The following is a 14,160-nucleotide window of genomic DNA, read 5'->3' on the forward strand; positions in this document are numbered from 1 at the left end:
CCCCTTACTTACTTACTTACCAATCTCCTCTCTTTCCTCTCTTTCCTCGGTGTTCTCTGTGCCTCTGTGGTTCGTTCAATTAATTAAATAGGTTCTATCCCGCTAAAGCTGGTGGAGGCAGTAGCTCCCGCTTATCGCCCTGCAAGACTTTAATTTGCCCCTGATCATCTATATCCACAACAACGACATCTGCCTCTTGAAGGCGACCACTTAAAATTTCCTCCGCAAGGCAATCTTCCAACAACCGAGTGATTGCCCGACGCAGAGGACGTGCGCCATAACTGGGGTCATAACCTTCATCCACCAAGCGGTCTTTAAACCGTTCAGTAACCTCCAACGTAATTCCTTGCTCCCTTAACCGACTGAATACTTCGTTTAAAAGAATAGAAGAAATTTGTTTAACTTCATTTTTCGTCAATTGCCGGAAGACAATGATTTCATCAAGACGATTGAGGAACTCTGGACGGAAGTAAGCTTTCAGCTCTTCATTTACCAGCGAGCTAATGAACCTGTATCCAGCATCCGCTTGATTTTCACTCGAATCAAAACCAAGACCACTGCCACCTTTTTCAATGACTTTAGAACCGATGTTGGAGGTCATAATCAACAACGTATTCCTAAAGTCTACAGTCCGACCCTTAGTATCGGTCAAACGACCATCTTCTAAAATTTGCAGCAGCAGATTAAACACGTCGGGGTGGGCTTTTTCAATTTCGTCAAATAGTACAACGGTATAGGGAGAACGGCGAACGGCTTCGGTTAGCTGCCCCCCTTCATTAAAACCCACATACCCAGGAGGGGAACCGATGAGCTTGGAGACGGTGTGACGCTCCATGTATTCGGACATATCCAACCGAATCATCGCCGATTCAGAGCCAAAGAAGTAAGCCGCCAATGACTTAGCGAGTTCCGTCTTCCCTACCCCGGTTGGACCCGAAAAGATAAAACTGGCAATGGGTCGATTGGGATTACTAATGCCCACACGAGCGCGACGAATGGCACGAGAAATCGCCTTGACGGCTTCTTCTTGACCGATGAGTCGCTGATGTAGGATATCTTCCATCTGAAGCAGCTTAGCCGACTCGGATTCGGTTAGTTTGTTCACTGGAATTCCTGTCCAGGAAGCAACAATGTGGGCGATGTCCTCTTGATTGACGACGGGAGCGTAGTCAACATCATCAGCATCACTAAGGTTAGACTGCTCGTCTTGGATGAGTGCGCGAATTTCTGATTGAATTCTCATCTCTTGAGCACGCATTTCTCCGGCTTTACTAAACTCTTGCAAGCCTATAGCGTCTACTTTATCTTTGAGAACTTGGCGCAGTTCTTTCTTCAGGCTTTTGGCACTCGATGGTACTTTTGAGTTGAGTATCCGGACGCGGCTTCCGGCTTCATCAATCAGGTCAATCGCTTTGTCGGGTAGAAAGCGGTCTGAGATATATCGGTCGGAGAGTTTAGCGGCAGCTTCGAGAGCCAAATCTGAGATTTTAAGCTGGTGGTGCTGTTCGTAGCGATCGCGCAAACCATATAAAATTTCAATGGTTTCCTCCACACTGGGTTCATCCACCATCACCGGTTGAAAACGACGTTCTAAGGCAGCATCCCGCTCAATGTACTTACGGTATTCATCCAAAGTGGTCGCACCAATACACTGGAGTTCGCCGCGTGCTAGGGCCGGCTTGAGGATATTTGCCGCATCGAGGGAACCTGACACGGCTCCAGCCCCCACTAAAGTATGAACCTCATCTACCATCAAGATGATATTTTGGCACGACCGAATTTCCTCAATGATTTTCTTGAGGCGCTCTTCAAACTCACCTCGGTACTTCGTGCCGGCGAGTAGCGAACCTGTATCAAGGGTGAGAACCTGCTTGCCTTGAAGGCTGATGGGAACATCGTTGTTGACAATGCGCTGGGCGAGTCCCTCTGCCAGGGCTGTTTTACCGACTCCTGGCTCTCCGATTAAGATCGGATTGTTCTTGGTGCGACGAACCAGAATTTGAATCATTCGTTCGACTTCTTTCTGACGTCCCACAACGGGATCGAGCTTGCCCTGTGCGGCGAGTTGAGTCAAATTGGTGCCACATTCGTCCAGGGTTGGTGTCTTGGTGCGGGTGCGACTTCGCTCATTTAGGGTCGGTTTCGCTTCCGAGAGCATCTCAATGACTTTAGCCCGAACTTCTTTGGAGTCAACTCCTAGGTTTAAGAGTACTCTTGCCGCCACACCTTCTCCATCTCGGATTAAACCCAAAAGTAAGTGTTCGGTGCCAACGTAGTCCTGCCCTAGTGTGCGAGATTCTTCTAGAGACAGTTCCAGTACACGCTTGCTCCTGGGGGTGAAGGGAATTTCAACCGCAACAAAGCCAGAACCCCGACCAATAATTTTTTCAATTTCTTCTCTGACTTCTTGAAGCGTGACGCCCAGAGATTGCAAGACGGTTGCCGCGATACCATCTGCTTCTCCAATCAGACCTAACAAAATCTGCTCTGTACCTACAAAATTGTGACCCAGACGACGTGCTTCTTCTTGAGCCAGCCGAATCACCTTAATTGCTGTATCTGTAAAGCGTTCAAACATGGGGGTGTCCTTGGGGAGGGAGTAATTGCTGTTTTGTCTGGGAGGGGGATTTTAAGCCAGCCACTTGAACCAAAGCCTCTCGGTGAAACTGAACCACGCAAGAGGATGATTCCCGATAAGGCACAGATGTGGAGACTTTTAGTGTAATGTTATGCGACGTCGAGTCTAGTAACCGTTGCACGGTACAGGCTTGCATCTTTCCCTTACAGTAGGCAACGATGCGATCTCCCACCTTAATATCTAACGCTTGAATGTTCATTCGTACTCACCCTCATGTTCAAGGAATTGGCTTAGTCAGTCGTATCCAGCCCGAAACACCGTTTATTAACACGACTTTGCCGAGCAAGCCGTTTATTTTCCTAGAGGTGTCCTAGTTCGCTACCGCCCTTATCGCCTAAAGCCCGTCAGATAGGAAGAGTAGATTTTTCGCTCCTAGCTACTCAACTGTTGTAGTGTCTCTTAAGGGTAGCACGTAAATAAAGGTTGGGATTATATCAAAAAATAAATTTTATCGTCAAGTAAGACTGTTATACTGAAATTATTATTCATCCTGGTTAAAGAATGCTGGCTAAGTTAACGACGCCGCACCAATTGCTGACTCACCTGGCAAATCGTCAGAGTCAGCACCCTACAGCCATCACTCTTGATTACTCAATACTGGGTAAACAGACTTGCCCTTGCTGTTCGGATACCTTGCTGCGTCATATGCGTTTTGGAGGACTGTACTGGCGATGTAGCTCCTGTCATCAAGAAATGCCCATCTAGAAACCAGTGCCGCAACAGAAGTAGCAACCCTTAAATGAAAACGAAAAAAGCGATGAAGACCAGCGAACTTTTAAGCCGATATGCAGTAGGACAAAGAGATTTTAGGGGTGCGAATCTGATGGGGGCACAACTAAAAAAGGTCAATCTAAGTTATGCCGATTTTAGTGGCGCAGATTTGAGGGGAGCCAACTTAACAGCCGCTAATCTCAGTTATGCCAATCTTCAAGATGCCACCCTGACAGGAGCTAATTTCACAGAAGCTAACTTGACCAAAGTCAACTTAAGTCAAACCCACCTTCATGAGGCTAACTTCAGTCGTGCTAACCTGCGTGGGGCAATCATGCCTGATGGCGTGATTCAAACTTAATTTAAACTTAATTCAAAGTTCATATATTTTTAGTAAAATTTGTCGATTCGCAAGTAACTGGAGAATCGATTGGCTCAACTGCAACGATTAGTGATTTCCCCTCAACAGCACAAAGAGGGAGAGATTTTTCTGACTTCTTCGCAACAGCACTACCTGAGTCGAGTTTTACGCTTGAAAGCAGGCGATCGCTTTATTGCGATGGATGGACAGGGTAGCTGGTGGGTGAGCGAGTTAGAAGGCAGTTTGACCCAAGCTAAAATTCTCGAATCCCTGTGCGTGCAAACCGAGTTACCGGGAACGGTGACGTTGATGGCCGCACTGCCCAAAGGCAATGGCTTTGATGATGTGGTGTATCAAGCAACGGAGTTGGGCGTTGCTTGCATCATCCCGTTAAAGAGCGATCGCACCCTCCTCAATCCCAGCACCCAAAAAGTCGAACGTTGGCGACGCCTGACTCAAGAGGCGGCTGAGCAATCTGAACGCCAATTTGTGCCCACCCTTCTCGACCCCATAGACTTTACCGCTAGTCTGCAATTACCTGAAACCTCCAACGCCTCCCGCTATATTTGCGTGGCACGGGGCGATGCGCCCCATCTTTTGAGTTGCTTGCTTGAGCAAAAATTAGCATCTTCACCCTCATCCGTTGTTATTGCTATCGGCCCCGAAGGGGGATGGACACCTGTGGAAGTAGAACAAGCCACAGGTGCTCGTTTCCAACCCGTTTCACTCGGACGCCGTATTCTTAGAGCTGTCACCGCTCCAATCTTGGCTCTATCTTTAGCCTCATCAGTTTGGGAAACGACTCAAACCTAATCCCTCAACCTCTGGACTACCTTTGGGGACGCTTTCAACGAATGTCCGGCATCGCTATCCCTGGGGAACCGATGGGTCAGCGATCGCTCTTTCTTAAGAAACATGTGGGTCATGCATCACTTTCTGCCCAACCCGAAGAGCGGATTTAATGCAAATAATTTTTGCGGAAGATGAAATAAGGTTCAAAAAAATGTAGAAGTTTGTACAACGAGCGAAATAATTAAGATTATTACTCTCTTCTAAGAAAAGTATTGCAAACCTAATCAAACAAATATTGCAATTTAACCTCAAACCCTCGAAAATTCCCCATAATTTAATCAGGCCAGAGTATAGAACTCACTTCATCTCAATTCAATTTAAGCTCATCCTTCAAACTATCAGGAGAGTCGTTTTATGGGCATTTACAAACTGTTTAACAGTATCACCCAGTATATCTCTGAAGCGGTAGTCAGAATTTTTAGTCCCAGTGACGACGCTTATCCAATCATTGGGGTACAGCCTTTTAGTGGTGAACCCTTACAGGGTCATAAGAGAGCCGATTGGTAACGACTAACAATAGCCATTTTTGACCCTTTTTATCAGTCAATACTCAAGAAGTTGGTGGAGATTTAGGCATTTTCTCCACCGACTTTTTGGCCTCTATATTTTAAAACCCATGGCATACAAAATTTGGGTCAATCCTCGTGATTTTCTTCAATTAATCAGGAGTAATTGACCAGACATTTTGCTATAAAAACTTCTAGTTCTATCGTAAGTTTCGACTAGAACTTGAGTAAGAAGCGAAAATCAATCAACTCATTGCAAAACTTAATCTTAAATCCCTAATTGGTTGACACGACAAAATCTCCTTTTGAAATAAAATATAAACCCCCAACTCCCCTGAGAGTCAGAGGTTTAATTTTATATTCCTATAGCAAGCCTAAATGATTAATGAGAGCCTCTATTCTTTCGTCTGCGTCCTGGTGTGTCCTCTGCGGTTCCTTAAAAAGGTCTGTCTCACAAATCAAAGTTAGGATTGCTATCGTGTTTCTTCAGCTAGACCCCTAAACGTCTACTACCTCAGACCGCTCTGATGGGGAGTTTAGTCCCCCTTTGGTAGCAATAAGGTGAAGGAAGCGACAAAAACTTCACACCGTTTCTAGTCAGCCGTTTTATTTGCACCGTCTGTATATCTGACGTCGCTCTCCTCCGATATACAGTTATGGGCCACTGCGGTATAACTCCCAACCGGTACGATTTCTATTCGCCTACTAGACTCACACAGAACCCAATTCGCTCTATCGCTCTACAGGCAGAAGAGCTAATAATTGGCTGTCAGCCTAGGGGGACAAACTCAATTTCACTACTGTAAATAATGGCACAAACTAGAATGTTCTTTTTTTAAAAGATATAAAGTTTTTCCTGAGAGAGAGGAGCGAATGCAACGATACCGTAACATTTGAGTCTGTCGAAGGAGCGGTGAACTCTATTGCAACCCTTTCACTCAGGGCAAACCGCTAGACGGGATCAATGTGAGCGGCATGGAAAATCACAAGGACAAGTGTCGAAGTTGATACTGTTTTTGATTGAACTGTTTTTGTTCTAGCGTTAATAAGTTGTACTCGATCGGGGGTCGCATATCCCACTGGACTTCGGCAAACATCAACAAACTCACTGCCATCATGATGCCGGTGGAGACAAATTGCAAACTACCTGTATAGGGTAAGGCGGCAATACCGCAAAGATGAACGAGTCCAGCGAGGATAAAGGCACGCGATCGCATCCCCACTCCTGTACAAAAGTAACCAACAGCACTTAACCCTAACCACAGCGGACACAGACGCATTAACACTTCTCCCCAACCCAGGAAGATACTCAGGTCTGTTACAACAAGCCCTCCCAGCATCAGGCTGACCCAACAATACAGTACCCACTGCAAGCGCTCGACCTTGACCCAAAAGTGAGTCAAGAACACCATCACACTCGTACCGATGAGGGTGAGTACTGTCCAAATTACGGCTTGAATAACCCAGCTAATGGGAAGAAATTGAGCTGTTATAAAAATAACACCTGAAATCAGACCCCAAAGGATAAATACTTGGTCAATTCGAGTGTAAAAACCAGAAATTAGGGTCTTATCTCCAATTCGGAGGTGAATGCGTAACAACCCTTGACGGTCTTGATAATCGAGTGATTCTTGCTTGTTCCGGAGAATGGGTTCTGTGGGATTGAAGAAAGTCATCAGGGGTCTATCGTTCGGGATATGTTGCTGCGGTTATCAGTCAATTGTAGTAATATATCTTCACCTATCTTAAAGATAGTACATAATCCAAAAGAAAGATTTATCCTAATATTCATTAAGATTATTGGTTGCTTTGGGATTTAAGGTGATCAGCGTTGCTAGTGCTGTAGACCGTTAAATCTCTCCAAATTAAGTGGCGTAAGGGAGAGAATCGGTATCAAACTATATAGTTTTGAGTATAGTGGCGAGTTCCACCATCCAACTTCAGCAAAATGGCTGAAAACCCAAAGAGAAATTCAGTACTTTGGCTGAACATCAAAAACCCAAAATACTCTAGGGATCAACCGCCCAAGGGAAGAAGTACGCTCAAGTAATAAGCCAGTGCAGCACTCCCCAAAGGAACGGTGAGATTATCAATCCCAAGCTTGGAGAAGGATTCTAAAGCCGTGGCAACAATTGCGATCGCCACTGGCACCAACCAAGTTTGCCAAACGTTGCCCTGGACGCTCAAAAGAATCAAGCAACTGACGGCATAGCTTGTCAGAGCCATTGTCAAAGAGCCTTCCCAGCTTTTTTTCATTCCCCAGACTTCATAAGGATGTTGACCAAACTTCTGACCGATGAGTCCAGCGAGTCCATCGCCCCAAGTCATTACCAAAATACCCATAGCCGCATAGTGGAATTGCTGGAGCGGCCAAAACCAGGCGACGAGGACACCGATACTAATCGCATAAAAGAATGTCCCCAAGCTTTTGCGCCCGACGCTGTTAATACCGGGCAGGATCGGGATGTAATAAGACAAAAGCGCAATCAGACTGGCGATAATTGAGGCCGAGATGCCCACCCAAGCGGGGATTTGCAGCCACCAAGCCACCAAAATCACGTTGCCGGTGCCGATATGGACGACCTTACGCGCCAGTTCTGAACTCCTGCCACTACGGCGATGTAGCGTCTCTGCAAATAAGACAATGGCTCCTAAACCGACTCCAACAATACTAATTTGGAGCCATAATTCTGGAGTTGATTCTAACCAGGGTATAGATTGAAACAAGGACTTCTTGAGACAAAAATTACAACCTCTTTATCACTCTATCGAGATTTCGGGCCCAGAATGAAAATCTTACTAATTTGGCTAATCCGGGGCTACCGTCGTTTTATTTCTCCCCTCTTTCCACCCGTTTGCCGCTTTCAGCCGACGTGTTCGAGCTATGCGATCCAAGCCATCGAACGGTTTGGGACTTGGCGCGGTAGCTGGCTAGCGATGAGGCGAATCTTGCGCTGTCATCCCTTCCATCCAGGGGGATACGATCCCGTACCACCTCAGGTGAGTTGCTCAGACGATGAATAAACCCATCCAGATTTGATTTGTAGCTCTGAAGCTTTGTCATGGCACAGCCATAATCCTTGTATCGAAAATCGTATTAGGCGGTGTCATCGGTACTCACTCAGGATTCGGTCAGGAAAGGTTAACACTGCGGAGCTGTTAAGATTTGCACCAAGACGTTGAGTGAATGCTGTCAAAGAGTCCCCTGAAGCCAAGTGGCCTCACAGAGAATCCCCGCAACCTCTCAATGTCCAAATGAAGCAAACCGCCAATACTTTACGCACGAGATGAAGCCACCAGCTAAGAAAGCGCTTGATCATTGGGTGTGGGTAAGGGACAGCAGTTGACATCATTTATACAAACTTTGCCCCACTGTAAGGCCCAACGTACCAACGCTACCCGGTTATCGGTCGATGTCTTGGTCAGGATGTTGCTGATGTGATTATCGACCGTGCGCTTACTAATTTCTAGCTGCTGGGCAATTTCCTGATTGGTTAAACCCGCGGCTACTAGTTCGATGATTTGTACTTCGCGATCGCTAAGGGACGCGGGGGTGTATGACTCGCCACCAGCCATAGGTATTTTGCCCTTGGTATATCTACTTACCATTTTAGAAGATTGTTTATTGAGACTACCTGAGAGAGACTCCAGCCAAGGAATCGATTCAAACATCTGAGGCAAGAGCTTCCAGTTCCACTCCTTATTAGGGTGATGAGCCTGTTAAGCTTGCCCAGCGAGGATTCTCCCCTAGCAAAGGAGAAAAACTCCTTGATTTATTAAGTATATATACATGAGTAAAAATATCTATTATTTTCTAAAGGATTAACCAGGTGTATGAGAAATTTCCTTCTAAAGATGAAGGAACAAGGATAGAAATCAGAAGATCGTCACGCCTCTGGTAGTCTGAAAGCAGTCGAGATGTATGCAGCCGTGACCAATCCTCGTGTACTCTGCCTGGGTGAAATTTTGTTTGACCTTCTAGCCGATCAGCTAGGGCGATCGCTTGAAAACGTTGAATCCTGGACTCCTTACCCAGGAGGTGCTCCAGCCAATGTTGCCTGTGCCTTGGTGAAGCTGGGAACCCCTGCTGGCTTTATCGGTTGTGTGGGACAGGATGAAGCCGGAGACGATTTAGTTCAGTTATTGCAGGAAGTTGGGGTGGATAGCACCGGCGTCCAGCGCCATCCAACGGCACCCACGCGAAACGTTTACGTCGTGCGTTCTGAGCAGGGAGATCGCGAGTTTGCCGGGTTTGGCGAACTGGATACCTCGAAATTTGCCGACGCCTTCCTCCAATCATCCAAGTTACCGGAGTCTTTATTTGAAGCCGCTGATTTTTTAGTGTTAGGAACGTTGGAGTTGGCTTATCCTCAAACACGAGAAGCGATTCAAAAAGCCCTGCGCTTTGCAGAACTGTATGATGTCAAAGTATTAGTGGATATCAACTGGCGTCCCATGTTCTGGCCCGATCCCAGTGAGGCTAAGCCACTGGTTCAGGAGATTTTGCACAAAGTCGATTTTCTCAAGATTGCTAAGGAAGAAGCGGAATTATTCTTTGATACTACAGATGCAGGTGCAATTACCCATCGTCTTGGCTCAGTCGAAGGCGTCTTAGTGACGGATGGCGACAAAGGCTGTGCCTACTGCTTGAGTGACCATGAAGATAAGATTCCAGCTTTTTCCATGGCTACCAAGGATACGACGGGTGCTGGAGATGGTTTTGTCGCCGGGTTTGTTCATCAGTTGTGTCAACATGGGCTTAAGAGCCTTGTTGATGCTGAATCAGCGAAGAATGTTGTGAAATATGCTAGTGCCGTGGGCGCACTGACGACCTTGAAACCGGGTGCGATCGCGGCTCAACCCACAGCCCAAGAGGTAGAAGCATTTCTCAAGGAACACTAAAGCGTCATCTTTAGCCAGGTGAAACTCTTACCTGACAATCTGGGACATCAGTCGATAACTCAACCATCCAAACCCGTCCTAAGACAGCATTTTGTTGGACGGGTTTTGTATATTTTAATTTTGAATTAATATGACTACTGACCAACTCCTGCGAAACATAATTGCCAATCAAATTGCCGCTGAACCCAAGCACCGCATTACCTTCGCGGATTACATGGACTTGGCACTCTATCACCCAGAACAGGGATATTACGCAACAGGTGCCGTCAACATTGGCTCAGAGGGCGACTTTTTTACCTCACCTCACTTAAGTAGAGATTTCGGGGAGTTATTGGCTGAGCAGTTTGCCAAAATGTGGGATATTTTAGGACACCCGATGCCTTTTACCTTAATGGAAATGGGAGCAGGTCAAGGGTTGTTGGCGGCAGATGTATTGTATTACCTGCATCGGCATTACCCAGACTGTTTTGAGGCGTTAGAGTACATCATTATCGAAAAAGCCGCAGGACTAATTTATCAGCAACAACAACAGCTACATCGGTTAAAAATAGGGGACAAAGCGTTACCTTTACGATGGTGTTCGTTAGAAGAAATCCCCGAAAATTCAATTATAGGTTGCTGTTTCTCCAATGAGCTAATTGATGCTTTTCCTGTACATCAAGTTGTAATCGAAGGGGGGCAAATCAAGGAAATTTATGTGACAACAGCTAATACTGGTATTGATAACATAACGTTAGACGCACAAGCACCGTCTGAAACTAACTTTGTCGAAATCACAGATACTCTATCAACCTCTAAATTAACCGACTATTTCGACTTCATCGGTATTGACTTATTATCAGGTACTTACCCGGAAGGTTATCGCACCGAAGTTAATTTAGCCGCTTTGGATTGGTTAAAGACTGTCACCAAGCGATTGCACCGAGGATTTTTATTAACAATTGATTATGGTTACTCGGCTGATCGCTATTATCAGCCAGCGCGTCATCAAGGGACGTTGCAATGTTATTACCAGCATCAGCATCATGACAACCCCTATTTGTATATTGGACAGCAGGATATTACCGCCCATGTCAACTTTACTGCTCTAGAACGTCAAGGGGAATTGTGCGGTTTGCGTAAGGTTGGGTTCACTCAGCAGGGGTTGTTTTTAATGGCATTGGGATTAGGCGATCGCATTGCGGCACTTTCTGCAAGGGATAGCGATCGGGGAAATGCGATCGCGAAAGGCCAAGATGTGATAAAAATCATGCAGCGTCGTCAGATTTTACATCAGTTGATGGACCCAATGGGACTGGGGGGTTTTGGTGTTCTGGTTCAGAGTAAGGGATTAAAGCAACAGGAAGAACAAGTGCCACTCAAAGGATTGATTGTACCGCCAATGTTTTAATTTTTTCTGCTTTACAGCAGTTCTTAGTTGCGTGAAGTACATCAGAAAAACCCCCATCCCCCTCAACTCACACTCACCACTGCCATAGATTGAGACACTTTCACCAAAGCTTCCTGAACTACCTCAGAACCCGCACCAGGAATACATGACTTTTCTGTCAAAATACGCTTCCATGCTCTACTTCCCGGTTGTCCCGAAAACAATTGCAGCATGTGCCGGGTAATTTTATTCAGCTTCAGTCCCTTCGCCACCCAGAAATCAATATAGGAACACATCACTTCAGCTACTTCATGACGAGTTAGGGGTGTACCTTCCTCACCGTAAATCTCAGAATCAGCCGGTGCAAACAAGTAAGGATTGTCGTAAGCGGCACGTCCAATCATCACCGCATCCACAAGTTTTAGCTGATCTTTCGCCTGTTCTAAGTGAGTGAATCCCCCATTAATTTCAACGAATAGGTGAGGGAATTCCTGTTTGAGGCGATGCACATCACCATAACGCAAAGGGGGAATATCGCGATTTTCCTTGGGGCTTAAACCCTGAAGCCAAGCCTTGCGGGCGTGGACAGTAAAGCGCTGACAGCCTGCATCTGAGACAATACGAACAAAGTTAACCATATCCTCATAGCGATCGCACTCATCAATCCCAATACGATGCTTGACTGTAACAGGGATATTCACCGCCTCAATCATCGCTTCTACAGCCTTTGCTACCCGTTCCGGTTGTGCCATCAGGCAAGCCCCAAAGTTCCCATCTTGCACTCGACTGCTGGGGCAACCCACGTTGAGATTAATCTCGTCGTAGCCCATATTCTCAGCAATTCGCGCACATTCCGCTAATTCTTTTGGGTTATCGCCCCCGACTTGAAGCGCTAGGGGTTTTTCTTCAGGGGAGAAACCCAGTAGATGTTCTTTGTCGCCATGTAGAATTGCCGCACTAGTGACCATCTCGGTATAGAGTAGGGTGCGGCGGGTAATTTGCCGCATGAAATAGCGAAAGTGGCGATCGGTTCGATCCATCATCGGCGCAACACTTAAGGGGTTACCGCTATTGAGTACCGTGAGTTCGGTACAAAGCGGATTGGGAACAATAGCTGTGCTGAGATGGCTCATTCGAGTTTGGCTTTTGAAATCTGAGGGTTTATTGAAGCGATCGCATCCAGTTCTAGACTAGCAATCTGGTTTAACACTCGTTGTTTAGGCACTATGCCAGCAGCTACAGTTGCGTATACCACAGGGTAAGGGCACGACATGTCGTGCCCCTACTCGCTATCTTTAGTTTTGACAATAGCGCTCCTTATTTCTGAAGAATCGGTGGATATTCTAGCTCTGCTTCCCAGAAATAAACGCGATCGCAATATTTGTATTGATTAGAACAAATAGTTTCAATCGCCACATTACTAGTGGGCGTGACATCTAACGTTACAACTTCTCCTTGTCCCGGAGAAACAGTTCTAGCTTCAGCCCTTTGCCCATCCAAGTAAATGTTGACATTAACTGGAGGACTACCTCTGTCGTTGTCGCGCATTCCAAATGATAACCTCAGCCGTTGAAAGATTACTCCTCGCTCATTCGGTTGAAGTTTACACGTCATTGAGGCAGCACGATTCCCCGGCCCCATAAATAACCTTGATGTGTAAACCGCTCTACCGACAGAAACATCTTCAGTCCGACGCAACCAGTTACCAATTCCTGTATTAACACACGGTTGCCTAAGGAGAAATATGGACAGGGGTGCCTCTTGAGCCATTGGCTCACCTTGAGGGGCAAGAGTCAACAACAGTGCGGTACTGGCAAGGACTGCGCTAATTAACTGGGTCTTTTTTGACATTGAGAGACTGCAAACGCAACAAATCTCAACCTACATTATTCCACAGGGCAATTTTATACTTAGTTGGATTCACACCGCTAATTTTCTATGGGTAACTCTGGCATACTCCTAATCCCGACCATCTGTGGTGACTCGAAGACAAGCCGTAAATCTCGCCAATCATCAGACAGCTAAGATCGCTTTTTGATAAGCTTTGACTTGCAAATCGATGCCAGTAATCGCCGTGCCTACCACAACAGCATAGGCTCCTCGTTTCAGGGCTTCTTGAGCCATTTGGGGTGAGGCGATACCGCCTTCACAAATGACGGGAACATCCAACTGCTCTACGCTCTGACTGAGCAAGTCAAAGCCTGGGGGAGAGAGGTGTTGAGTTTGAGCCGTGTAGCCATAGAGAGTGGTACCGACGATATCCGCACCTGCTTTTTGGGATGCGATCGCATTCTCAATCGTATCCACATCTGCCATCACCCACTTGCCGAGTTCATTGTGAATTCGAGCAATGATCGTCTCAACTGTTTCTCCTCCAGGACGTTTGCGTAATGTCGCATCAATTGCAATGATATCCGCACCCGCCGATGCGATCGCTTCTGCATGGTGAAACTGAGGAGTAATATAAACGTCCGACCCTGATAACTGCTGTTTCCACAACCCAATAATTGGAGTTGTTGGACATTGCCTGCGTACTGCCTCGACATGAGCGGGTGTATCAATCCGCACTCCCACAGCGCCCTGATTCACAGACGCCTGTGCCATAGCGGCAATCACCAATGGGTCGTGTAAAGGTGAGTCAATAGGGGCTTGACAAGAAACAATTAAACCATTCAAAAAACTCTGAATTAGACTGTTAGAATTCGCTACCATACTAGAGATTGGAAGGGATGAGGGATATTGACGAGCAATTTTAACCCTAGGGCGTATTTTCCCACCCTTCCCTCCCCGCAGTCCTCCTCCTTAAAGTTTCGGTTAAGAA

General features: G+C 46.4%; 16 protein-coding genes. 7 read left to right on the forward strand and 9 right to left on the reverse strand.

Translation table 11 applies throughout. From position 1 onward, the window contains the following. Positions 1-94 precede the first annotated feature (94 nt). On the reverse strand, positions 95-2,578 hold the full coding sequence (locus NDI48_06675; GenBank protein ID MEP0830893.1) for an ATP-dependent Clp protease ATP-binding subunit: 2,484 nt from the start codon (positions 2,576-2,578) through the stop codon (positions 95-97). After that, on the reverse strand, positions 2,571-2,837 hold the full coding sequence (locus NDI48_06680; GenBank protein ID MEP0830894.1) for a hypothetical protein: 267 nt from the start codon (positions 2,835-2,837) through the stop codon (positions 2,571-2,573). The genes NDI48_06675 and NDI48_06680 overlap by 8 nt, the downstream gene beginning before the upstream one ends. Positions 2,838-3,139: 302 nt before the next feature. On the opposite strand from NDI48_06680, the gene NDI48_06685 reads away from it, so the two are divergent. The 4 genes from NDI48_06685 (at position 3,140) to NDI48_06700 (ending at position 5,069) form a co-directional block, all read left to right on the forward strand. Beyond that, a complete protein-coding gene (locus tag NDI48_06685; GenBank protein ID MEP0830895.1) occupies positions 3,140-3,343 on the forward strand; it encodes a hypothetical protein in 204 nt (67 codons plus the stop codon). A 34-nt stretch (positions 3,344-3,377) separates the two neighbouring features. Then, positions 3,378-3,710: a pentapeptide repeat-containing protein gene (locus NDI48_06690; protein ID MEP0830896.1), complete on the forward strand. Its 333-nt coding sequence runs from the start codon at positions 3,378-3,380 to the stop codon at positions 3,708-3,710. A gap of 69 nt (positions 3,711-3,779) precedes the next feature. Further along, positions 3,780-4,523: a 16S rRNA (uracil(1498)-N(3))-methyltransferase gene (locus NDI48_06695; protein ID MEP0830897.1), complete on the forward strand. Its 744-nt coding sequence runs from the start codon at positions 3,780-3,782 to the stop codon at positions 4,521-4,523. A 393-nt stretch (positions 4,524-4,916) separates the two neighbouring features. Further along, positions 4,917-5,069 (forward strand): hypothetical protein, encoded by a 153-nt coding sequence (locus tag NDI48_06700; protein MEP0830898.1) that lies wholly within the window; start codon positions 4,917-4,919, stop codon positions 5,067-5,069. 982 nt (positions 5,070-6,051) lie between these two features. Here NDI48_06700 and NDI48_06705 read toward each other — a convergent pair. Both NDI48_06705 and NDI48_06710 read right to left on the reverse strand, forming a co-directional pair. Next, positions 6,052-6,744, reverse strand: a complete 693-nt coding sequence (locus NDI48_06705; protein MEP0830899.1) for a hypothetical protein — start codon at positions 6,742-6,744, stop codon at positions 6,052-6,054. A gap of 340 nt (positions 6,745-7,084) precedes the next feature. Next, entirely contained in the window at positions 7,085-7,795 is a 711-nt protein-coding gene (locus NDI48_06710; GenBank protein ID MEP0830900.1) for an SEC59/DGK1/VTE5 family protein, read from the reverse strand. Between the two features lie 60 nt (positions 7,796-7,855). On the opposite strand from NDI48_06710, the gene yidD reads away from it, so the two are divergent. Next, a complete protein-coding gene (yidD, locus tag NDI48_06715; protein MEP0830901.1) occupies positions 7,856-8,092 on the forward strand; it encodes a membrane protein insertion efficiency factor YidD in 237 nt (78 codons plus the stop codon). A gap of 276 nt (positions 8,093-8,368) precedes the next feature. On the opposite strand, the gene NDI48_06720 is transcribed toward yidD, so the two are convergent. Then, positions 8,369-8,644: a response regulator transcription factor gene (locus tag NDI48_06720; GenBank protein MEP0830902.1), complete on the reverse strand. Its 276-nt coding sequence runs from the start codon at positions 8,642-8,644 to the stop codon at positions 8,369-8,371. 342 nt (positions 8,645-8,986) lie between these two features. Between NDI48_06720 and NDI48_06725 the strand changes: the two genes are divergently transcribed. Both NDI48_06725 and NDI48_06730 read left to right on the forward strand, forming a co-directional pair. Beyond that, complete coding sequence (locus NDI48_06725; protein ID MEP0830903.1) at positions 8,987-9,970, forward strand: carbohydrate kinase; 984 nt, start codon at positions 8,987-8,989, stop codon at positions 9,968-9,970. 130 nt (positions 9,971-10,100) lie between these two features. Further along, positions 10,101-11,360: a class I SAM-dependent methyltransferase gene (locus NDI48_06730; protein MEP0830904.1), complete on the forward strand. Its 1,260-nt coding sequence runs from the start codon at positions 10,101-10,103 to the stop codon at positions 11,358-11,360. Between the two features lie 62 nt (positions 11,361-11,422). Here NDI48_06730 and dusA read toward each other — a convergent pair whose 3' ends face one another. From dusA to NDI48_06750, 4 genes are all read right to left on the reverse strand, one after another. Then, positions 11,423-12,472, reverse strand: a complete 1,050-nt coding sequence (dusA, locus tag NDI48_06735; protein ID MEP0830905.1) for a tRNA dihydrouridine(20/20a) synthase DusA — start codon at positions 12,470-12,472, stop codon at positions 11,423-11,425. Continuing rightward, positions 12,469-12,612: a hypothetical protein gene (locus NDI48_06740; protein MEP0830906.1), complete on the reverse strand. Its 144-nt coding sequence runs from the start codon at positions 12,610-12,612 to the stop codon at positions 12,469-12,471. Before NDI48_06740 ends, dusA begins: the two co-directional genes overlap by 4 nt. Positions 12,613-12,656: 44 nt before the next feature. Beyond that, positions 12,657-13,190: a hypothetical protein gene (locus tag NDI48_06745; GenBank protein MEP0830907.1), complete on the reverse strand. Its 534-nt coding sequence runs from the start codon at positions 13,188-13,190 to the stop codon at positions 12,657-12,659. Between the two features lie 162 nt (positions 13,191-13,352). Then, entirely contained in the window at positions 13,353-14,051 is a 699-nt protein-coding gene (locus tag NDI48_06750) for an N-acetylmannosamine-6-phosphate 2-epimerase (protein MEP0830908.1), read from the reverse strand. Positions 14,052-14,160: the final 109 nt, after the last annotated feature.

It is taken from the genome of Microcoleus sp. AS-A8 (genome assembly GCA_039962225.1).
Taxonomy (GTDB): domain Bacteria; phylum Cyanobacteriota; class Cyanobacteriia; order Cyanobacteriales; family Coleofasciculaceae; genus Allocoleopsis.